At 71.8% G+C, this 20,505-nt stretch carries 16 protein-coding genes; 4 read left to right on the forward strand and 12 right to left on the reverse strand.

The window, feature by feature from the left end; all coding sequences use genetic code 11:
• Positions 1-34: 34 nt before the first annotated feature.
• The gene (gene menD, locus ACWEOH_RS06070; protein ID WP_452029156.1) at positions 35-1,834 is read right to left on the reverse strand and encodes a 2-succinyl-5-enolpyruvyl-6-hydroxy-3-cyclohexene-1-carboxylic-acid synthase; all 1,800 of its coding nucleotides are present in this window, start codon (positions 1,832-1,834) and stop codon (positions 35-37) included.
• Complete coding sequence (locus ACWEOH_RS06075) at positions 1,827-2,318, reverse strand: PLD nuclease N-terminal domain-containing protein (RefSeq protein ID WP_452029158.1); 492 nt, start codon at positions 2,316-2,318, stop codon at positions 1,827-1,829. Before ACWEOH_RS06075 ends, menD begins: the two co-directional genes overlap by 8 nt.
• A 74-nt stretch (positions 2,319-2,392) precedes the next feature.
• Between ACWEOH_RS06075 and ACWEOH_RS06080 the strand changes: the two genes are divergently transcribed.
• On the forward strand, positions 2,393-2,701 hold the full coding sequence (locus tag ACWEOH_RS06080) for a DUF4229 domain-containing protein (RefSeq protein WP_452029160.1): 309 nt from the start codon (positions 2,393-2,395) through the stop codon (positions 2,699-2,701).
• Positions 2,702-2,708: 7 nt separating this feature from the next.
• Here the strand turns inward: ACWEOH_RS06080 and ACWEOH_RS06085 are convergent, their stop codons facing one another.
• Together ACWEOH_RS06085 and ACWEOH_RS06090 are read right to left on the reverse strand one after the other, a co-directional pair.
• Positions 2,709-3,698 (reverse strand): 1,4-dihydroxy-2-naphthoate polyprenyltransferase, encoded by a 990-nt coding sequence (locus ACWEOH_RS06085; protein ID WP_452029162.1) that lies wholly within the window; start codon positions 3,696-3,698, stop codon positions 2,709-2,711.
• Positions 3,699-3,852: 154 nt separating this feature from the next.
• Entirely contained in the window at positions 3,853-4,299 is a 447-nt protein-coding gene (locus ACWEOH_RS06090) for a MarR family winged helix-turn-helix transcriptional regulator (protein WP_452029164.1), read from the reverse strand.
• A gap of 97 nt (positions 4,300-4,396) precedes the next feature.
• Between ACWEOH_RS06090 and ACWEOH_RS06095 the strand changes: the two genes are divergently transcribed.
• On the forward strand, positions 4,397-5,878 hold the full coding sequence (locus tag ACWEOH_RS06095) for an MFS transporter (protein ID WP_452029166.1): 1,482 nt from the start codon (positions 4,397-4,399) through the stop codon (positions 5,876-5,878).
• A gap of 1 nt (position 5,879) precedes the next feature.
• On the opposite strand, the gene ACWEOH_RS06100 is transcribed toward ACWEOH_RS06095, so the two are convergent.
• From ACWEOH_RS06100 to ACWEOH_RS06120, 5 genes are all read right to left on the reverse strand, one after another.
• Positions 5,880-7,049, reverse strand: a complete 1,170-nt coding sequence (locus tag ACWEOH_RS06100; RefSeq protein WP_452029168.1) for an AMP-binding protein — start codon at positions 7,047-7,049, stop codon at positions 5,880-5,882.
• A gap of 7 nt (positions 7,050-7,056) precedes the next feature.
• Entirely contained in the window at positions 7,057-7,995 is a 939-nt protein-coding gene (locus tag ACWEOH_RS06105; protein ID WP_452029170.1) for a 1,4-dihydroxy-2-naphthoyl-CoA synthase, read from the reverse strand.
• A 244-nt stretch (positions 7,996-8,239) separates the two neighbouring features.
• Positions 8,240-8,722, reverse strand: a complete 483-nt coding sequence (locus tag ACWEOH_RS06110) for a hypothetical protein (RefSeq protein ID WP_452029172.1) — start codon at positions 8,720-8,722, stop codon at positions 8,240-8,242.
• Entirely contained in the window at positions 8,719-9,072 is a 354-nt protein-coding gene (locus ACWEOH_RS06115; RefSeq protein WP_452029174.1) for a hypothetical protein, read from the reverse strand. Before ACWEOH_RS06115 ends, ACWEOH_RS06110 begins: the two co-directional genes overlap by 4 nt.
• Positions 9,073-9,278: 206 nt before the next feature.
• Positions 9,279-9,503, reverse strand: coding sequence for a hypothetical protein (locus ACWEOH_RS06120; protein ID WP_452029176.1), 225 nt, complete (start codon positions 9,501-9,503; stop codon positions 9,279-9,281).
• A gap of 68 nt (positions 9,504-9,571) precedes the next feature.
• On the opposite strand from ACWEOH_RS06120, the gene ACWEOH_RS06125 reads away from it, so the two are divergent.
• Together ACWEOH_RS06125 and ACWEOH_RS06130 are read left to right on the forward strand one after the other, a co-directional pair.
• Complete coding sequence (locus ACWEOH_RS06125; RefSeq protein WP_452029177.1) at positions 9,572-10,600, forward strand: o-succinylbenzoate synthase; 1,029 nt, start codon at positions 9,572-9,574, stop codon at positions 10,598-10,600.
• Positions 10,601-10,772: 172 nt separating this feature from the next.
• Positions 10,773-11,189, forward strand: a complete 417-nt coding sequence (locus tag ACWEOH_RS06130) for a hypothetical protein (protein ID WP_452029179.1) — start codon at positions 10,773-10,775, stop codon at positions 11,187-11,189.
• 79 nt (positions 11,190-11,268) lie between these two features.
• Here the strand turns inward: ACWEOH_RS06130 and pulA are convergent, their stop codons facing one another.
• The 3 genes from pulA to ACWEOH_RS06145 all read right to left on the reverse strand — a co-directional run bounded on the left by pulA (position 11,269) and on the right by ACWEOH_RS06145 (position 20,444).
• Positions 11,269-17,298, reverse strand: a complete 6,030-nt coding sequence (gene pulA / locus ACWEOH_RS06135; RefSeq protein WP_452029181.1) for a pullulanase-type alpha-1,6-glucosidase — start codon at positions 17,296-17,298, stop codon at positions 11,269-11,271.
• A gap of 202 nt (positions 17,299-17,500) precedes the next feature.
• Positions 17,501-17,731 (reverse strand): hypothetical protein, encoded by a 231-nt coding sequence (locus tag ACWEOH_RS06140; RefSeq protein ID WP_452029183.1) that lies wholly within the window; start codon positions 17,729-17,731, stop codon positions 17,501-17,503.
• Positions 17,732-17,858: 127 nt separating this feature from the next.
• Positions 17,859-20,444 carry an ATP-binding protein gene (locus tag ACWEOH_RS06145; RefSeq protein ID WP_452029185.1) on the reverse strand — a complete coding sequence of 862 codons (2,586 nt, stop codon included), beginning with the start codon at positions 20,442-20,444 and terminating at the stop codon, positions 17,859-17,861.
• Positions 20,445-20,505 lie beyond the last annotated feature (61 nt).

Here is a 20,505-nt window from a genome sequence, read left to right on the forward strand (position 1 = left end):
GAGCGGATGCCGCGGCAAGGGGTGGCGCGGCGCGTCAGCGCTCGAGCGGCACCTCGACGAGCTGCGGCCCGTCGATGCGGCCCGTGAGCGCCTCGTCGAGCTCGCCGCGCGTCGTGACGCGGACGTAGCCCCAGGCGTACGCCGCGGCGAGCGCCGCGAAGTCGACCTGCTGCGGCGTGAACTGCACGCGATCGAACGCCTCGGGCGGCGCCGAGCCGGCGACCTCGAGCGCGTCGAAGATCGTGCCGCCGCCGTCGTTGCCCACGATCACCTGGATGCGCGGGCGCTGCTCGCCCTGGCCGAGCAGCAGTGAACCGACGTCGTGCAGCAGCGTGAGGTCGCCGATGAGCGCGCGGGTGACGCCGCCCCCGCCGGCCGAGGAGCCGGGAGCGGGCGACTGGCTCGCGATCGCGATGCCGAGCGCCGTCGCGACCGTGCCGTCGATGCCGGCGAGTCCGCGATTCGCGTGCACCGTGATGCGCCGGCCGGGCACGGCACGATCGGCGTCGCGGATGAGCCGGGATGCGCCGTACACGAGCCGGTCGTGCGGCCAGGTCGCGGCCCACAGCGCGTCGACGAGCATCCGTCGCGTGACGGGCGCGCGCACGACCGCGAGTTGCGCGCGCATGTACTCGCGCTGCGCCGCGAAGTCCGACACGTGCCCGGTCTCGTCGATGCCGTCGCGCACGGATGCCACGGGCGGAAGCCCCTCGTCGACGAGCATGCGGCTCGCCCGCACCCATCGGCCGGTCCATGCGCGTTCCTCGGGCGTCGGCGCATGGTCGGCCGCGCGCACCGCACGCTCGAACCGACGGACCGTTCGCCCGGGGTTGTACCACTCGCTCCCCCACGGCGCGACGACGATCGTCTCGACGCCGTCGCGCTGCACGAGCGCGGGCACCTCGCGCGAGAGCGTCGGATGCCCGAACACGACCACGCGCTCGACGTCGTCGCCGAACCCGGGTTCGTGCAGCAGCTCACGGTAGGCGACCACGAGGTTGGGACCGAAGTGCGCGCCGCTCGTAACCTCGGCGATCAGCGGCCAGCCGCCGGCGCGCGCGAACTCCTCGGCGCCCGGTCCGGCAGTCGCCCCGGCGACGACGACGGTGCGCGGCCCCGCTTCGATGACCGCCGCATCGACGGATGCCGCCGCGCCCGCGCCGTCGGCATCGAGTACCGCCCGCTCGCCCCGCGCGTTCGGCCGGGGCGGCTCGTCGAGGGCGACCACCGCCGACAGGGGCTCACGGTACTGGAGGTTCAGGTGCACCGGACCCGGGCCGGGGTGCGGCACGGGATCGCCCGATGCGTCACGTCCGAGCGCCGCGTCGACGGCCTCGCGGGCGAGGCGCGTCGCGGCATCCGCCTCGCCTGCGGCCCCGTCGGGTGCTGCGACGTCGCGCTCGAGCCGCACGGCGCCGGCGAAGATGCCCGGCTGCACGGTGGTCTGGTTCGAGCGGATGCCGCGGAGCTCCACCGGTCGGTCGGCCGAGCACACGATGAGCGGCACGCCGGCGTGGTGCGCCTCGAGCACGGCGGGGTGCAGGTTCGCGACCGCGGTGCCCGACGTCGTCACGACCACCGCCGGCCGGCCCGACTCGACGGCCGTGCCGAGCGCCAGGAAGCCCGCGCCGCGCTCGTCGATGCGCACGTGCAGTCGGATGGCGCCGACGCGCTCGAGTTCAGCCGCGGCGAGCGCGAGCGCCTGCGACCGGGAGCCGGGTGCGACGACCACGTCGCGCACGCCCTCGCGCACGAGCGCGCAGAGGAGCGCCGTCGCGGCATCGCTCGCGGGACTCCGCCGGGTCACGACCCGTCGGGGCTCCGCATCACCCATTCGGACGCCCGGAGGGACCCGCCTCGCCGGGTGCGTCGGGGGCGTCGGGGCGCTTGCGCTCGGTGCCGAGCGTGTCGCCGCCCGGCTCGAATCCGTCGGCCGAGCTCTCGCCCGTGGCGCGGCCCTGCGTGCGGCCGGGATTCGGCGGGTTCATCGGGTCGTCGGCGTCGAGGTCGGCGAGCTCCTGCTCGAGGCGGCGGATGCGCTCGTCCTGCGCGGCGTCGTCGCGGAGCTGACGCAGGAACTCGGTGTCGTCGTCGGGCGCCATCGTGCGACCTCGTGCGGAACCGACCCGATTGGCCCGCCCGCGACCGATGATGAACCAGAGCAGGGCGCCGATGATCGGCACGAAGAGGATCACGACGATCCACCAGCCGCGGCGCAGACCCCGGATGCGCGTCCGGTCGAAGAACGCGCAGTCGGCGACGGCGTAGATCGTGAAGATCACGGCAGCGACGCCGAGTCCGAAGAGCAGCCGGGCCATTCTCACAGTCTAGGCGCGTCGGCGCCCCCTCGGGCTGTGAGAGCGCTCAGGGAGCGTCGACCTACACTGTCATGGTGAAATCCGTGCCCACCTGGATCTGGTACACCGCGCTGCGCGTCCTGCTCTTCGCGGTCCCGCTCGCCGTGCTGCTCATCGCCGGCGTGAATCCGTGGGTGTCTGCGGCCGTCGCCGCCCTCTTCGGACTCAGCGCATCGCTCATCTTCCTGCGCCGGCAGCGCGAGGAGATCGCGGGCGACCTCTACGCCGCCCGCCATCGCGAGAAGCCCGCGGTGCGCGAGGACGACGAGGAGGAGGACGCCGCGGTCGACGCCGCCGAGTCGACCCCCCGCGATGAGGAGCGCCAGGCGCCCTCCGCTGGTTGAGGGGCGCTCAGAGCGCGAACGCCAGCCCCAGCCCCACGCCGTAGGCCAGCGCCGTGAAGCTCGCGAGCTGCAGCGCGAGCAGCAGCTCCCGGGTCGTCTTCGCCCAGAGCACGATGATGCTCGCCGGGATCGCGAGCAGCAGCGCGAACATGACCAGCCACGCCGTCGGGTACAGCAGCGCGAAGAACACCACGAACGCGAACGGCACGAGCATGAACACGGCGAACAGGATCCGGCCGGCGAGCGGCCCGACGAGCACCGCGAGGGTGCGCTTGCGCGCGGCCTTGTCCTGCGCGACGTCGCGGAGGTTGTTCGCCATGAGCACGGCGCACGCGAGCAGGCCGGCGCCGACGCCGCCGAGCCACGCCTCGAGGTTCACGGTGAGCGCCTGCACGTAGGCCGATCCGGCGGTGGCGATGAGCCCGAAGAACACGAACACGAACAGCTCGCCGAGGCCGTAGTAGCCGTAGGGATGCTTCCCGCCCGTGTAGAACCACGCCGCGACGATGGCGACGGCGCCCACCGCGAGCAGCCACCACTGCTGGGTCACGATCACGAGCGCGAGGCCGGCCAGCGCCGCGAGCGCGAAGAAGCTCAGCGACACCGCGAGCACCTGCCTCGGCTTCGCCGCCCCCGAACCGGTGAGGCGGGCGGGCCCCACGCGATGATCGTCGGTTCCCCGGATGCCGTCGGAGTAGTCGTTCGCGAAGTTCACGGCGATCTGCAGCGCCAGCGCGACCACGAGCGCGAGCAGTGCACGGGCCGGATGCCACGGGCCGTCGGCGATGGCCACGACGCCCGCTCCCGTGCCGAGCGCGACCGGCGCGATCGCGAGCGGCAGCGTGCGCAGGCGCGCTCCGGCCACCCAGTCGGCGGCGGTCGCTGGGCCGCGCACGGCGCGCGGGCCGGAGGCCGCGCGCGCCGGATTGCCCGACTTGCCGTGGGTGCGGGCGCGGACATCGTCGGGATTCACTCGCTGGGGTTTCGGGCGTGCCACACGGCCATGCTAGTTCGCGACCCTATGCCTTCGTCGGTCGTCGAGTAGCGCCCGCCGCAGGCGGACGCGTATCGAGACGTGGCGAGCTTCATCGGATCGACATCGTTGCGTCTCGATACGCGTCGACTTCGTCGGCGCTACTCGACGACCGGGGTCAGCGCACGTCCTTCACCGCGTCGAGGTACCGGGCGACCACTTCGAGCTCGTCGGCGGTGAACTGCTCGTGCACGCGCCGCATGCCCTCGAGGATGCCCGCGTACGGATCGTCGTCCCCGCCGCGACCGGCTCCCGCGAGCACGTCGGGCCGCACCTGCACCACCACGCGCCGGCGGTCAGCCGGATCGGTGGAGCGCTCGATGTAGCCCTGCTTCTCGAGCCGGTCGAGCACGCGCGTGGTCGTGCTCGTGGGCAACTCGGTCTGCTGGCTGATCTCCCCCGCCGTCATCGGCGCGCCGTTGCGGGCGATGAACCCGAGCGCCTGGAGGTCGACCACGTTGACCCCCATCGAGCGCGCGATGCGCTCGTTCGTCATCACCGACGAGGCGATGACGAGCTGCATGAGTCCCGCGATACGCCCGGTGACCTCGGCCTTGCTTGACATCTGCGCTCCGACTCCTTATCGTTCCCGTTATGGGATTATCCCATAACGGGACTATCCCGCACTGGAAGCAACTTCAGCATACGAAAGGACGACGAGCATGGCCACCACCCCACGCCGAGGGCTCGCCATCGGCATCCTCCTCTTCGCCTCGTTCATGGACCTGCTCGACGTCACGATCGTGCAGGTGGCGTTGCCGTCGATCGGCGCCGACCTCGGGGCATCCGAGGCGCAACTCGAATGGATCGTGAGCGGCTACATGCTCGCCTTCGCGGTCGCACTCATCACGGGCGGCCGCCTGGGCGACCTGTTCGGCCGGCGCCGCGTCTTCCTGGTCGGCGTCGCCGGGTTCACGCTCGCCTCGGCGGCCGCCGCGTTCGCATGGTCGGGCGACGCGCTCGTCGTGACCCGCATCGCGCAGGGCCTCTTCGCCGCGCTCATGGTGCCGCAACTTCTGGCGTCCGTGCAGGCGCTGTTCTCGCCGAAGGAGCGCGCGCCGATGTACGGCCTCATCGGCGGCGTCAGCGGCCTCGCCGCGGTGCTCGGCCCGGTGCTCGGCGGATGGCTCGTCGACGCCGACCTGTGGGGCCTCGGCTGGCGCACGGTGTTCCTCATCAACATCCCCGTGGGCATCGTGATCTTCGTGCTCGCCGCCCGGTTCGTGCCCGAGACGCGCTCGCCGCGGCCGATGCGCCTCGACCTCGTGGGCGTCGCGCTGCTGAGCGCCGTCGTGCTCGCCTTCATGGTGCCGCTCGTGGAGGGGCAGTCGCTCGGCTGGCCGGCCTGGCTCTGGCTGCCGGTCGCCGTGGGGGCCGTGCTGCTCGCCGTGTTCGTCGGATACGAGCACCGCCGCATGCGCCGCGACGGCTCCGCGCTGCTCCCGATGCCGCTGTTCGCGGACCGCGGCTTCTCGGCGGGCATCGTGACGCAGGCCGCCTTCCAGGGTTCGCTCAACGCCTTCACGCTGCCGTTCATCATCTACCTGCAGGTCGGGCTCGGCTTCGATGCGCTCACCGCGGGCCTCAACCTGCTGGCGTTCAGCCTCGGCGCGCTCGTCGGCACCGGCGTGGTGATCCCCCTCGTCGGGCGCGTGGGCAAGTACCTGGTGACCGCGGGCGCCGTGATCCTCGCCGCCGGCGTGCTCTGGGTGTTCGCGGTGGTCGCCGAGACCGGCGCCGACTTCACCGGCTGGGCCGCCGTCTGGCCGATGCTCCTGTCGGGCCTCGGGCTCGCGCTGCTCATCATCCCGCTCGTCGACGTCGCGCTCGCGACGGTGCCGGTCGCCGATGCCGGCGCGGCATCCGGTGCCTACAGCACGTTCCAGCAGCTGGGCGCGGCCGCGGGCGTCGCGGTGTCGAGCACCGTGTTCTTCACCGTGGTCGGCGACGACTGGAGCCGCGAGCACGTCCTCACCGCCCTGCAGGCCTCGGTGTGGGTGTCGGTCGCCGGCTTCGCGATCGCGGCCCTCGCCAGCCTGCTGCTGCCGAGCCGCCGTCGGGTGCAGGCGCACCTCGAGGAGGCCCGCCGCCTCGCTGAGGCCGACGTCGACGCCGAGGCCGTGGAGCCGACGCCCGTCGCGTGACCTACTCGCCCCGGCCGCCGCGCATCCTCGCCTCGAGGGCGCGGCGGTCGGGCTTGCCCGACGCGAGCAACGGCAGTGCGTGGACGAGTTCCAGGCGCACGGGCCGAGCGGCCGGGGGGAGGCCGGCGGCGTCGGTCGCCGCCGCCAGGGCTTCGAGGGCACCGGATGCCGCGGCGGCATCCGTGCGCGTCGCCACCACCGCCGTGCGCTCGCCCCACTCGCGATCGGGCACGCGCACCGCCACGGCGTCGGCGAACCCCGGCACCCCGCGCACTGCCCGCTCGACCTCGCCGAGCGAGACCTTGACGCCGCCCGAGATGAGCACGTCGTCGGCGCGGCCGCGGATGCGGAGCGTGCCGTCGTGCGTGAGCTCCCCCAGGTCGCCCGTGCGGTACCACCGGGCGCCGCCGGCGTCGGTCGTGAAGGCGGCCGCGGTGCGCTCGGGGTCGCCGAGGTACCCGTCGGCGAGCATCGGACCCGACAGCTCCACGGCGCTCTCGGTGATGCGCACCGCCACGTTGTCGAGCGCGCGGCCGTCGTAGACGCATCCGCCGGCCGTCTCACTCGAGCCGTAGGTGCGCGTGATGCGCACGCCGAGCGTGTCGGCGGCGAGGGTGAGGGCGGGCGACGCGGCCTGTCCTCCGAGGAGGATGCGGTCGAACACGTGCAGCGCGTCGGCGACCTTCGGGTCGGTTCGGGCGGCGTCGACGAGCCGCTGCAGCTGCACCGGCACGAGCGACGTGTAGCGCGGGTACCGCTTGTCGAGCCGAGCGGATGCCGCGGCGAACTCGGCCGGGTCGAAGTGCTCGCCGTCGAGCAGCACCGGTTCGGTCCCCGCCACGATCGACCGGACGAGCACCTGCGCACCCGCGATGTAGTGCGTGGGCAGCGCGAGCAGCCACTGCCCCGGACCGTGCAGCGCGGCCTCCGTCGCTGCAGCGCTCGCGCGCAGGGCGTCGGCCGACAGCAGCACGCGCTTCGGGGCATCCGTCGACCCGCTCGTCTCGACCACGAGCGCGATGCCGTCGTCGACGAGCCAGGTGGGTTCGTCAGCGCTCGGTGGTCGAGGGGAAGCGACCGGCCACACCGCCGGCCCGCCGGCGAGCGCGGCGCGGAGCGCGTCGGTGACCGCGCCCACGTCGGACGCCGGAACCCGGATCAGCGGCTTCATCGCGGCCTCAGTAGTGCCAGGGGTAGGGGCCCCAGTCGGGGTCGCGCTTCTGCAGGAAGGCGTCGCGGCCCTCGACCGCCTCGTCGGTGCCGTAGGCGAGTCGCGTCGCCTCGCCCGCGAACACCTGCTGCCCGACCATGCCGTCGTCGACCGCGTTGAACGCGTACTTCAGCATGCGGATCGCCGTCGGCGACTTCGTGAGGATCGTGCGCGCCATCGCCAACGCCTCGCGCTCGAGGTCGGCGTGCGGCACGACCCGGTTCACGGCGCCCATCTCGTAGGCGCGCTGCGCCGAGTACTCCTCGGCGAGGAAGAACACCTCGCGGGCGAACTTCTGCCCGATCTGGCGGGCGAAGTACGCCGAGCCGTAGCCGGCGTCGAACGAGCCGACGTCGGCATCCGTCTGCTTGAACCGGCCGTGCTCGAGGCTCGCGATCGTGAGGTCGCACACGACGTGCAGCGAGTGCCCGCCGCCGGCAGCCCAGCCCGGCACCACCGCGATGACGACCTTCGGCATGAAGCGGATGAGGCGCTGCACCTCGAGGATGTGGAGGCGGCCGAGCGCCGAGAGGGAGGGGTCGCGGGACGTGTGCGCGTCGCCGACGTCGTCGTACTTGTAGCCGTCGCGGCCGCGGATGCGCTGGTCGCCGCCCGAGCAGAACGCCCAGCCGCCGTCCTTCGGGCTCGGGCCGTTGCCGGTGAGCAGCACCACGCCGATGCGCGGGTTCGTGCGGGCGTCCTCGAGCGCGCGGAACAGCTCGTCGACGGTGTGCGGCCGGAACGCGTTGCGCACCTCGGGCCGGTCGAACGCGACGCGGGCGATGCGCCCGTCGTTCGAGTGGTGATAGGAGATGTCGCTGAAGCCCTCGGGTCGCCCGCCGGGGACGCCGGGTGCGGCATCCGTCCACTCGCTCGCATCGAACAGTTCGGAGACCTCGCGCGCCATGCATCCAGCCTATTCCCGCCGTTCACGCCGGGCGCGGGCAGTGTCACCCCTTCTGGGTGTTTGACAGAAACGCCGGCGCAGCTGGGCGATGGTGCGATGCTCGGGCCGTGGCTGAGCGTGTGGAGCTGGCACGTCGGCTCGCTGGAGACGGCCCATGGGACGCGGTGCTTGGAAGGCTGCGGCCGCCCCATCGCCGCCGCGACTTTAGACCAATGGCAGAGTCGCGGCGGGAGGTTGCGTCGACTCATACCTTCTCGAGAGGCACACCATCTTTCATCGCTGCGGCTTGGACTGCCGGGTTCAGCGGGGCTCGCCATGCGGTCTTTGCGTCCCGCGATATACCCTCGGTTGGGTATTCGCTATCGAAAGTGATATTCACGTTCTGCCAGACGGTCGATTTGTACTTGTCTGGAAGGTATTTTTTTACGACGAACAGCGTTGGACGACGGTCGCCGAATGCTGATCGCTGGATCAGAACCCCATTCGGCGGGTGAATGCCTCGAGCGGCGAGTTCTTTCGGATCCAGCAGGATATTCAATACGAACGCTGGCCGCTCGGTCGCGTTAAGGCTGTACATCTCCTGCACTACCGTCCGGAACTCTCGGGTTGTCACGAAGTCGATCAGCTCGTCATAAGTCGATCTCATCACGCTACGCAGTTCGGTTCGATCAAATTCGAGCCCGTCGTAATTATCTTCGACGCGCTCCACCTTGTCTGTATGCGTCACCAGTGGACCCCCCCGCACGCGCAGAGATCAAACCTACCGGCGCCACCGCAGATCGACCCCGCGATCTGCGCCTCCGCCCCAGGAAGGCCGGTTTCACCAAGCTCGAACCGGGTTCCGTGGACGTGATCTTCGAAGGTCCGGCTTGAGAGCCTGAAGCCTTCGGGAAGATCGGCGCCTGCAGCGCGGAGACTCTCAATCGACAAGGTATCCGCGACGGCATCGTAGGAGCGTGTTTCGTCCTCGGTCACCTTCCGCAACCGTTCGATGAACTCTGGTGACGTGAGGGTATCGATCAAGCTGCTCGTGATTTCGACAAGCCGCTCTCGGTCGAGCTGATCCGGTTCAGACATTGCTCCGCCCCCCTCAGGCGATTGCTGGTCACCGGCACGACAAACACCCCCCATTTTGATGCTTGCCTCGGGTCCTGTCCCGGCATTCGACATGCTCCTCGCAATCGATGCCGCAGTCAAGGAAACCTCAGAAGTTGAGAACTGCGGCGAATAGGCGAGCATGCGTCAGCACGCGAGCGCTCCGCCGCGCCCACTTTGGAGGCGGCTCAGGTGACCGGGAGCGGCGTCACGGGCGGCGGCGGGCCGCCCGTGAAGAACGCGACGACGCCGGCGTAGACGACCGAGCCGACCCAGATCGCGCCGTAGGTCAGCGGGATGAGGGCCGCGATGAGCAGCACGAGCCCGATGACGGCGATGACCACGTTGCGGCCCGCGGAGTCGCGGCGCACCTCGGTCTCCTCGACGCCGAGCTGGTCGAGATCGTCGGACATAGGCACCCCCAAGGAACCTCACGCTAACAGACGAGCGTTCTCCGGTTCACAGGTGCCACGATGGGAGGGTGACCGACGACGCCGCACCGCCCGCCTCCGGCGCCCTCCCGTCCCTCGATGAGCTGCTCGCCACGGCGCGGGTCGTGGCCCTCCCGATGGTGACGCGCTTCCGCGGCATCGAGGTGCGTGACGCCATGCTGCTCGAGGGTCCGGAGGGCTGGACGGAGTTCTCGCCGTTCGCCGAGTACGACGACGAGGAGGCATCCGCCTGGCTCGCCGCGGCGATCGACTTCGGCTGGAGCGCCCCGCCGCCCGCGCTGCGCGACCGCATCCCCGTCAACGCGACCGTGCCGGCCGTCGACCCCGACAGCGTGCGCATCGTGCTCGAGCGCTTCCCCGGATGCCGCACCGCGAAGGTCAAGGTCGCCGGCGGTGACGAGCCCCTGTCGACGGATGTCGCGCGCGTGCGCGCCGTGCGGGAGGTGCTCGGACCCGAGGGTCGCATCCGGGTCGACGCGAACGGCGGCTGGAACGTCGACGAGGCCGAGCACGCGATCCACGCGCTCGCGCCGTTCGACCTCGAGTACGTGGAGCAGCCGTGCCCGTCGATCGACGAGCTCGCCGAGATCCGCCGCCGCACGAAGTACATGGGCATCCCGATCGCCGCCGACGAGAGCGTGCGGCGGGTCTCCGACCCGCTCGCGGTCGCCGAGGCGGGTGCGGCCGACCTGCTCGTCATCAAGGCGCAACCGCTCGGCGGCATTCACCGGGCGCTGCGGATCATCGAGCGCGCAGGCCTGCCCGTGGTGGTCTCGAGCGCCCTCGACACGAGCATCGGCCTCGCGATGGGCGCGCGCCTCGCGGCATCCGTGCCCGACCTCGACTACGACTGCGGCCTCGGCACGGCGTCGCTGCTGGCGGCGGATGTCACGCGCGCGCCGCTGCTGCCCGAAGACGGGTCGATCGCGGTGCGCCGGGTCGTGCCCGACCCCGAGCTGCTCGATCGCTACGCCGCCGACGAGGCGCACACCGACTGGTGGCTGGAGCGCCTGGGCCGCGCGTACGCGGTGCTCACGAGCGGCCGGGACGGCGAGTAGTCGCGCAGCGACCGCCCGGTGGTGACCCCCGGATTGGGCACTCACGGACGTGCCGAGTCTTCGATAGTCAGGGGTCGCACGGATGTCTCGCGTCGACGGGGACGCGACCGTGGAGGGATGTGCGCGCCGCGCGCGGCTCGCACGACGTGAAACCCGACACAGAGGAGACCAGATGTTCAAGCGAACCCTGACCAACATCGGCGCGGGCGTCGCGCTCGCCGCCGCGGGCGTGCTCGCCACCGGTGCCGCCGCCTATGCGCACGAGTGCTTCAACCCCAACCGCTCCGACCAGGGCAACGCCGGCGCCTCGAACTCGCAGGCGTGGTTCACGGTGCACGTCGAGGAGCTCACGTTCGGCATGTCCGAGGAGGACGCGGCCTGCTTCCTCGACGCCTACGCGTCGACCGGTGCGCCGTCGTCCTTCACGATCCACGTGAAGGGAGCGAACGGCCAGGACGGTGTCGTCGCTGGAAACAACCCGCACCCCGAGAAGGCCGCCGACGGCAAGGGCATCGACGAGATCTTCGCCGCACACGGCGCGGACATCTTCTTCGCCTTCGAGACCTGCGGGATCCCGGCTCCGTTCTGAGCGACAGACGGGTCCGGGCGGAGCGGCGCACACCCGCTCCGCCCGGACCTCTCTCATGCCGCGGCTGCCCGCAGCCGGGCTACCACAGCACCACCATCATCGGCACCGAGCTCGAGTCGGCGTAGCCCTCGCCGCCGTCGAACTCGACGGTCAGCAGGTGCGCCCCGGCGCCGAGCTTCGGCAGCTTCGCCTCGAACCGTCCGTTGGCGTCGACCGCGACCTGGGTCGTCGCGATCGCCGTGCCGCCGTCGGAGACGGTGACCGTGCCGATCGGCGTCGTGCCGTCGGCCGCCGTGACCTGGCCGGCGACCTTGATCGCCGAGCCCGCCTTCGCGAGCACCTTGCTGGGCACCGCGAGCACCGAGGTGCCCACGGCCGGCGGCTCCTGCTCGTCGACGAGCACGGCAGCGGTGCGGGCCGGCAGCGTGAGCGTACCCGACGCGGTGTTCCACGCGGTCGACTTCACGACCGGGTCGGAGCCGTTCGCGAGCGCGTCGGCGAGCGCGAACTCGCGTCCGGCGAGGCCGTCGACCTGCTCCGTGATCGCCTCGGGCGACGCGTTGAACACCACCAGGGCGCCGTCGAGCTCGGGGTCGACGTCGTCGCCCACGAGGTCGTCGATCTGCATCACGATGAGGCCCGGCGTGGCATCCGCCCCGCTGTTCGGGAACGTCACCTTCTGGTCGATGAGCTCGGCAGAGCCCAGCTGCAGCAGGTCGACGTCGCCGCGCACGCGCAGCAGGTCGAGCGCGGATGCCTCGGCCGCCGCCATGTCGGCCGCGGTCGGCTTCAGTGCGGGGTCGGCGAGCAGCGGCGCCATGTCGTTCCAGTGGTCGCCGTTGTCCGCCTTGTTCGGAAGGCCCGACCCGAACGTCGACTCCTGACCGGTCCAGTCGATGCGGTTGAACCAGTCGCCCGAGTTGTAGCTGTTGCGGTCGAGCGACTTCGAGCGCAGCAGCTCGGTGCCGGCGTGCCAGAACGAGGGCGTCTGCGCGAACGTCACGGTCGCGAGCGACAGCGTGTTCATGCGCACGCGGTCGGCCATCGACGTGTCCGTCGGGAGCTTGAGGATCCCGAGGTCGAAGAGCGTCTCGTTGTCGTGCGCGTCGACGTAGTTGATCACCTCGTCGGGCTGGTCGGCGTAGCCCGCGGGCGAGTCGTTGTAGTCGAACGCGTCGCCGCGCTTCACCGTGCCGTCGGAGCCGGTGAACTCGAACGCGCGCAGGTTGCCCGCGAGTCCGAGCTTCACGAGGTCGGTCTGCTCGCCGAGCGTGCGCGTGCCCTCCCGAACGGGGTGCCCGTTCGGGTCGCCCGCGAGACCGGTCCCGAAGCCCTGGTCGAACTTCGAACCCGCGTCGACGGGGCTGCCGCCGTGCACGCCGTCCCGGAGCCGGTCGTTGAACGTGCCGATGCCCGTGCCGCCGAGCTGCCCCTGTGTGGCCTGCTCGAACAGCGCGTTGTTCGCCACCTCGCCGAAGTTCCAGCCCTCGCCGTAGAGGTACACCGCCGAGCCGTCCACGCCGTCCTCCGCGAGCGTGAGCTCGTTCAGCGCCGCGCGGATCGCGAGCATGTTGTCGCGAGAGTGGTGGCCCATCAGGTCGAAGCGGAAGCCGTCGACCTTGTACTCCCTGGCCCACAGCACCACGGAGTCGACCATCAGCTTCTCGGCGACCTGGTGCTCGGTGGCGATGTTCTGGCAGCACGTCGAGGTCTCGACGTTGCCGACGCCGTTGAGCCGCTGGTAGTAGCCGGGCACGATCCGGTCGAGCACCGACTTCTGGCCCTGGCCCGATGCCGCGGTGTGGTTGTACACCTCGTCGAGCACGACCTGCAGGCCCATGCCGTGCAGCGCGCCGACCATGCCGCGGAACTCCGCCACTCGGGCGCCGCCGTTCGGGTCCACTGCGTAGGAGCCCTCGGGCGCCTGGTAGTGGAACGGGTCGTAGCCCCAGTTGAAGCCGTCGAGGTCGCGGATCACGTCGATGCACGCCTGCTGCTCGGTCGACGCCGGACCGTACGACGCGAGGTCGCAGGCGGGCGTCGCCTGCTGGTCACGGCGCTCCTCGATCGTGGCGATGTCGAACGTCGGCAGCAGGTGCACGGTGTTGATGCCCGCGTCGGCGAGCTGGCGCAGCTGCGCCGTGCCGGCCGAGTCGCGCGCGAAGGCCGCGTACGTGCCTCGCTCCGCCTCGGGCACCGACTCGTCGGTGATCGAGAAGTCGCGCACGTGCAGCTCGTAGATCGCTCGGTCGACGGGTCGCTCCACCTTCGGCGCGGCCGTCTTCGCCCACTGCTCGGGCGCGAGCGAGTCGTCGTCGAGGTTCACGACGACCGTGCGTGCCGAGTTCGTGGTGAGCGCCACGGAGTACGGGTCGGTGACCGAGTTGACCTCGATCGCGCCCGTGGTCGGGGCGAACACCTCGACCGACCAGCGGTACTCCTCGCCGACCGCGCGTCCGTCGACGTTCCACGTGCCGTCGGCGGCGTTCCACTCGGCCGGAACGACCGTTGGGTCGCCCGTGCCGCCGGCGGGCCAGACCTCGAGCGAGGCCGACTGCGCGGTGGGCGCCCAGAGGCGCAGGGTCGCGTCCTGGCCGCTCACCGTCGCACCGAGCGGCACGGATGCCACGGCGTCGGCATAGAGGTCGTCGAGCACGCCGGGCAGCTGCACGCCGGTGAACGCCGACAGCGTGTCATCCGTCACCTGCGACACCGCGAGCTGCTCGGTGAGGAGCTGCTGCACCTCGGCGCGGTCGAGCCCGACCGGGTGCAGGGCGATGAAGCCCTCGAGCGCCGGGAACTTCGCCAGCTGCTCGTCAGTGAGGCCCGCCGGGTCCCGCTGGAGCTCGATCGGCTCGCCGCCGCCGGTCACGGCGCCCTCGGCTGCCGCGAGCCCGGCATCGGCCGCGTGCTCGAGCGCCCAGGTCGCCGAGTCGGCGGATGCCCCGCCGAGCAGGTCGGCCGGCCAGGCGAGCGTGTCCTCGCTCACCCAGTGCGCGCGCGACTGACCCGTGCCCGCGAGCGGCGGATCCGTCACGACGATCTCGAGCACGTGCGTCGCGACCGTGTAGCGGAACTCGACGAGCTTGCCGTCGGTCGCGGTGAAGGAGTAGTTCGCACCGTCACGAGCGCCGCCGACGCCGTAGTTCTCGGCCCAGCTGCGGTCGTGGGCGACCTTCACCTCGTAGTTGCCGCCCGGGATCGACGAGCTGGACCACGTGTATACGCCGTCCTTGTCGCCGTCCTGCATGAGCGAGGCGAGGCACTCGGGCTGCCAGTCGCCGGGGCATCCGACCTCGGACTGGAAGCTGCCCGGCAGCGTCACGACGGGACCCTCGGCCGTGGATGAGACGACCTTGGTCACGGGGTTCCAGAAGAACGTCACCGGCTTCGTGCCGTCGGTCGTGTAGGTGATGTTCGGCCCGTTCGGCTCGCCGTTCGCGCCGTAGTTGACGTCCCAGCTGCCGTTGATCGCCACCTTGTACTCGTAGGTGCCGGCGGGCAGGGTGAACGTGCCCTCCCAGATGCCGTCGGCGCGCTTCGTGAGCTTCGCCGCCTCGCAGCCGGGGGTCCAGTCGCCCGCGCAGTTCATCTCGGAGTTGTGGTTGCCGGGCACCGTGACGAGGTCGATCGGCTGCTCGGGCTCCTCCTCCTCGACGAGGTTCACGGCGTTGCCCACCGACGCGTAGGTCGAGGCGGCGGAGCGGTGGCCCGCGGCATCCGTCGACACGGCGCGGTACTCGACGAGCGTGCCGTCCGCGAGGCCCACCGTGTCGTGGAAGACGCGCGGCGTGGTGTCCTCCGCGGTGCCGAGCGCGTGCCACTCGTCGCTGCCCGCGACGCGCCACGAGAAGCTCGTCTCGGCCCAGGTGGCGTCGTCGACGTCGGCGACGACCGGCGTGATGCCGGTGACGCCCGCGCCCGCGGCCGGGGTCGCGACCGAGATGGCGGATGCCGCGTCGGGCGCGCTGACCGTGCGGTCGGCCTTCAGCACCACCGTGCCGAGCGCCGGCACGGTCACGGATGCGACGCCGTCGGCGTTCGCCGTCACGCCCGGGCCGTCGGTGCCGTGGAGCGGCGCGAAGACGCCGCCCTTCGTGAGCGTCGGGACGTCGACGGTCTTCGCGGCGTTCGAGTTGTTGGCCGCGACGAGCACCTCGACCTTCTCGGTGCGGTCGATGCGCGAGAACGCGTAGACGCCCGCGCCGTTGTCGACGTAGCGCTCGACCTGCGCGCCGGTCGCGAGGGCCGGGTGCGCCTGGCGCAGCGCCGAGAGCTCGCTGATGTGGCCGTAGAGCGGCACGTCGGTTCCGGCGTGCGCCCCCGTGCCGAAGGTCTCGCCGGTCACGAGCGACTGGCCCTGGTACTCCGCGACCTGGGTCGGGAACAGGGTCTGGCGCGCGCTCTGGTCACCGCCGATTCCCGCGAAGCCCTGCTCGTCGCCGTAGTAGACCACGGGCTGGCCGCGCGTGAGGAAGAGCAGCTCGTGCGCGAGCTCGTCGCGCTGCAGCGGGGCATCCGTAGACTGCAGGAAGTAGCCGACGCGACCCATGTCGTGGTTGCCGAGGAAGGTCGGCAGCGCCGTCGCCGACGAGTCGGGAGTCGTGTAGTAGTCGTCGCCCGCGAACAGCGACTGGAGGTTCTTCGCCGAGTTGCCCGCCGCGAAGCTCACGGCCTGCGACTGGAAGGTGAAATCGAGCACCGAGTTCATGTCGGTCTTGCGCACGTAGGGCGAGAGCTTCTGCGGGTCGGCGTCGTAGACCTCGCCGAACATGAAGAAGTCCTGCTTGCCCTGCGCGTGCGCGTAGTCGAGCACGTCGGTCGCCCACTGCTCCCAGAACTCGAAGTTCACGTGCTTGGCCGTGTCGATGCGGAAGCCGTCGATGCCGAGGTCGATCCAGTCCTCGTACACGTCGACGAAGCCGTTCACGACGGTCGGGTGCTCGGTCATGAGGTCGTCGAGGCCGACGAAGTCGCCGTACGTGACCGACTCGCCCTCCCACGTGGAGTCACCGCGGTTGTGGTACAGCGTCGGGTCGTTGAGCCACGCCGGCACCTTCAGGTCGGCGTCCTCGGGCGCGACCTTCGGCGTGTAGGGGAAGCTCGTCGCCGCGTCGAGCGCGGGGAACGGCTTGGTGCCGTCCGCGTACTCGGGGAGCTTGATCTCGTTGCCGTCGGCGTCACGGTAGGGCTCGGTGGCGATGTCGATGTACGAGTACTGCTGCTCCTCGTAGTCGATGACGTCGGCCGTGTGGTTCGTGATGATGTCGAAGTACACCTTGATGCCGCGGGCGTGCGCGTCCGCGATGAGCGCCTGGAGCTCCGCGTTCGTGCCGAGGTGCGGGTCGATCTGGGTGAAGTCGGTGACCCAGTAGCCGTGGTACCCGGCGCTCGCGTTCGCGCCCTCGCCCTGCACCGGACGGTTCTTGAAGCTCGGCGTGAGCCAGATCGCCGTGGTGCCGAGGCCGTCGATGTAGTCGAGCTGCGAGTGCAGGCCCGCGAGGTCGCCGCCCTGGTAGAAGCCCTTGTGCGTCGGGTCGAAGCCGGTCGCGAGGGCGTCGCCCGTGAGGCCGCCCTCGTCGTTCGTCGCGTCGCCGTTCGCGAAGCGGTCGGTCATCACGAAGTAGAACACCTCGTCGCTGCCGGGCTGGCGCACCGGGTCGGCCACGAGTGCGGCGTCGGATGCCTCGTCGTACGCGCCGCGCAGGCCCGTCGCCTCGAGGCCGACGCGCTTCAGGGTGTCATCGAACACGACGCGCACGGGCGTGTCGCCCTCGACGGTCAGCGGGATGTTGCCGTCGCCGCCGTTCAGGCCGTAGGACTCGGCCCAGCTGTCGTTCACGGCGACCTTGTACTCCCACGTGCCGGCCGGGATGGTGAACTCCGCGGCGTAGACGCCGGGCGTGGCGGTCGGCGCGAGATCGGTGGCCGCGCAGTCGGGCTGCCAGTCGGCCGAGCAGCCGAGCTCGGACTGCAGGCTGCCGACCAGCGCGAACGACCGGTCCTCCGCCTGCGCGGGAAGGACGGACAGCACCACCGCAGCGGATGCCGCGAGCGCTCCCGTCACGATCGCCGCCAACCATCTGCGCTGCTTCGCGCTCCGCGTCATCCTCGACTCCAGTTCTCAGGGCACGTCGACGTGCCACCCGGCTGGGGGTGACGCTAGCAGCGGAGCTCGCGTTAATGCAAGCGCTTGCAACACATGTGGCGCACAGCACTGCGGATGCCGCGTCGTGGCGCCATCCGCAGTGCAAGCGTTCTCACGGAGGTGGGGACGGCTTCTCCCCGTGGTTCCCCTCGTCTGGCGGCGGTCAGAACGTGTGGCTCAGGTAGACGGAGCGGCGCATCTCGTCGCGCAGGCGCTCGCCCTCGAGGCGGCGCACGTGGAGCTCTGCGAGCTCCTCGCGGCTGAGCGGCTGCCGTGACGTGGCGGTCATCGCGAGCACGCCGGCGCGGATCGCCCGCGCCATCCGGGCGAGGCCGTGGACCGCGCCGACCTCGGTCGCCGCGGCGGAGGAGCTGATGGTGAGTGCGGTGTTCATGACGATCCTCGATGGTTCGGAGCCCGCCGGTTGCGAGCCGTGACCCCAGTACAGCGCCGACCGGGGTGTCGCCTCATCGGCGACGGCTACCGAGATCGCCGATGCGGGCTACCGAGATCCCGGGAGCTCACGCCGTGAACAGGCCGAGCTCGCGTGCGGCGCGCACCGCGTCCTGGCGCGACTGCACGCCGAGCTTCGCGAGCACCGCCGCGACGTGGCTGTCGACCGTGCGCACCGACACGACGAGGCGTTCGGCGATCTCCGCGTTGGTGAGGCCCTCGGCGAGCAGCCGCAGCACCCCCACCTGGCGGTCGGTGAGCCCCTCGGGGTTCTGCCGGGTGAGGTTCGACGGACCGCGCGGGATGCTGCGCACGCCGCGTTCGCGGAGTCCCGCGCGCACCCGGCGCGCGAGGGGGGCAGCGCCGATGCGGTCGAGGATGGCGAGCGCATCGAGCAGGTCCGCCTCGTCGGGGCTCTCGGCGAGCGCCGCCGCCTCGTGGTAGGGCGCACCCGCCTCCCGCCAGAGCTCGACGGCGCGGCGCCAATCGCCGCGCGCCTGCACGGCGGCCGGGAACCCCTCCTGCTCGGGCACCTCGATGTCGTCGTCGCCGGCCCGGCGCAGGACGTCCCCGAGCTCGGCCCGCAGCGACGCCGCGTTCCGGCTCGCGGCCTCCTCGTACTCGGGGCGCGCGATGGCCCGCGCAGCGGCCGCGTCGCCGCGGAGCAGCGCCGCCTCGGCTCGAGCCACGGCGACCGGGCCGCGTCGCTGCAGCTCGCCGAGGTGCTCCGCGAGTCGCCGCGCCTCGTCGAGCACCTCGTCGGCGCCCTCGTCTCCGCGGCGCAGGCGCACCGTGCCCATCACGGTCAGCGCGACGCAGCGGGCATGGGGCGGCCCCGGCAGAGGCTCGATGACGGCGAGGGCGTCGTCCCAACGCGCGCGGGCCAGGTGCAGCCGCGCCTGCTCCATCTGCTGGTAGCTCACGAAGCCGATGAACTCCGCCCGCTCGGTGATCTCGATGGCCCGCTCGAGGTGCACCTCGGCGAGGTCGAGCCGGTACTGGTCGAGCAGCCCCCAGACCAGGTTGACCGAGGCGCGCGCGGCATCCTCGATGTCATCGACGGCGAGCGCGACGTCGGCGGCTTCGAGGAGCTCGACCATGCCCGCGTCGTCGGCGAGGAACATGAGCGCCGTGCCGTGGTTGTTCAGGGCGTGCGAGAGCACCCCCGCGTCGCCCGTCTCGCGGGCGATGGCGATCGCCCGCCCGGCGAGTTCGATCGCGCGCACCGTGTCGTGGGCGAGCAGGGCGAGCTGCGACTCGTTGCTCAGCGCCATCGCGTACAGGCTCCGGTCGCCCGCGTCGACGAGCAGTGCGGATGCCTCCTGCGCCGACGCCTCGGCCGGTGCGCGGAGCCCGTCGAACCACTGGAACCGCGACAGCCAGCGCAGGCTCGCGCCGAGCCGCCGCACGTCGCCGAGCGCACGACGATGCTCGACCGCATCCGTCTGGGCGAGCATCGCCGAGTGCGCGGCACCCACGGTGTACGCCTCGATCGCGTAGTGCTCGGTCAGGTCGGCGAGGGTGGCCGTGTCGTAGCGCCCGGCGTGCTCGAGCGCCACGCGGTAGTGCGCGGCTGCCTGGCGGTGCGCTCCCGATGCGGCGGCATCGCGTCCGGCGCGCGGCGCCCACTCCACGATGGCGTCGACGTCGCCGGCGGCGAGCGCGTGGTGCACGAGCCGGGCGGGGTCGGCGACGCCCGAGGCGACGAGCGCGTCGAGCGCGTGCTGCTCGAGCTCGATCCGCCGCGACGCCGGCAGCGAGTCGACCACCGCGCGCCGCGTGAGCTCGTGGCGGAACCGCACCCCGTCGGGGCTGACCGCCAGCAGGCCGCCCTCCTCGGCCGCCCGCAGCGCGCCCGCCGAGCCGGGCACCAGTCGCGCGAGCAGGTCGGCGTCGACCGCAGACGGCACGACTGCGAGCTGCTCGACGTGCTCCTGCGTGGCCGCGTCGAGCCGCCGGAGGCGCCCCGTGACGGCATCGACCACGGTCGGCGGCACGGTCACCTCGTCGGCCGACGCGACGAGCTCGCTCACGAAGTACGGGTTGCCCTCGGTCATCGCGAACACGCGTCCCGCGTCGAGCCCGCTGCCGGCGGTGAGGGCGCCGACCGCCGCGGGAGACAGGCGCTGCAGGGCGAGGCGCTCCACGCGCTCGCTGGGACCGAGGTCGCCGAGCAGGCGGTTGAGGGGGTGGTTGCGATCGAGCTCGTTCCGGTAGGTGAGCACGAGGGCCGCGGGCACGGCGTCGATGCGGCGAGCGAGGAAGCGGAGGACGTCGAGCGTCGCCTCGTCGGCCCAGTGCACGTCCTCGACGACGAGGATCGTGCCCGGGGCATCCGCCAGCTCGTCCTGCAGCGCCGCATAGACGTCCTCGCGGTCGCCGCCGCGTAGGGCGTCGCGGAGCCGCGGTCCGACGTCGGGGGCGAGGTCGCGCAGCGGGCCGAGCGTGCGCGGGGTCGACATCGCGTCGCACGAGCCGACGAGCACGCGCGTGCCCGCCGGCGGATCAGCGCGGAGCGCCTCGACGAGGCTCGTCTTGCCGATGCCGGCCTCGCCGTGCAGCAGCACGACGCGACCGCGACCGCTCACCGCCTCGCCGGCGGCATCACGGAGCTCGGCGAGCTCGGGCTCGCGCTCGAGCAGGTCCCTGCGCATAGTGCGAGCATGCCCGCGCGCCACCCGGCACGCAACCGAGCGCGCCCGGAACACGGGAAGC

It is taken from the genome of Agromyces sp. NPDC004153, assembly GCF_053603635.1.

Coding starts and splice junctions, on each gene's coding strand:
- ACWEOH_RS06120 (WP_452029176.1), bottom strand. CDS start 9,503: ATGTCCGACGATCTCGACCAGCTCGGCGTCGAGGAGACCGAGGTGCGC.
- ACWEOH_RS06100 (WP_452029168.1), bottom strand. CDS start 7,049: ATGAAGCCGCTGATCCGGGTTCCGGCGTCCGACGTGGGCGCGGTCACC.
- ACWEOH_RS06115 (WP_452029174.1), bottom strand. CDS start 9,072: ATGTCTGAACCGGATCAGCTCGACCGAGAGCGGCTTGTCGAAATCACG.
- ACWEOH_RS06145 (WP_452029185.1), bottom strand. CDS start 20,444: ATGCGCAGGGACCTGCTCGAGCGCGAGCCCGAGCTCGCCGAGCTCCGT.
- menD (WP_452029156.1), bottom strand. CDS start 1,834: ATGGGTGATGCGGAGCCCCGACGGGTCGTGACCCGGCGGAGTCCCGCG.
- ACWEOH_RS06130 (WP_452029179.1), top strand. CDS start 10,773: ATGTTCAAGCGAACCCTGACCAACATCGGCGCGGGCGTCGCGCTCGCC.
- ACWEOH_RS06140 (WP_452029183.1), bottom strand. CDS start 17,731: ATGAACACCGCACTCACCATCAGCTCCTCCGCCGCGGCGACCGAGGTC.
- ACWEOH_RS06095 (WP_452029166.1), top strand. CDS start 4,397: ATGGCCACCACCCCACGCCGAGGGCTCGCCATCGGCATCCTCCTCTTC.
- ACWEOH_RS06105 (WP_452029170.1), bottom strand. CDS start 7,995: ATGGCGCGCGAGGTCTCCGAACTGTTCGATGCGAGCGAGTGGACGGAT.
- pulA (WP_452029181.1), bottom strand. CDS start 17,298: ATGACGCGGAGCGCGAAGCAGCGCAGATGGTTGGCGGCGATCGTGACG.
- ACWEOH_RS06075 (WP_452029158.1), bottom strand. CDS start 2,318: ATGGCCCGGCTGCTCTTCGGACTCGGCGTCGCTGCCGTGATCTTCACG.
- ACWEOH_RS06090 (WP_452029164.1), bottom strand. CDS start 4,299: ATGTCAAGCAAGGCCGAGGTCACCGGGCGTATCGCGGGACTCATGCAG.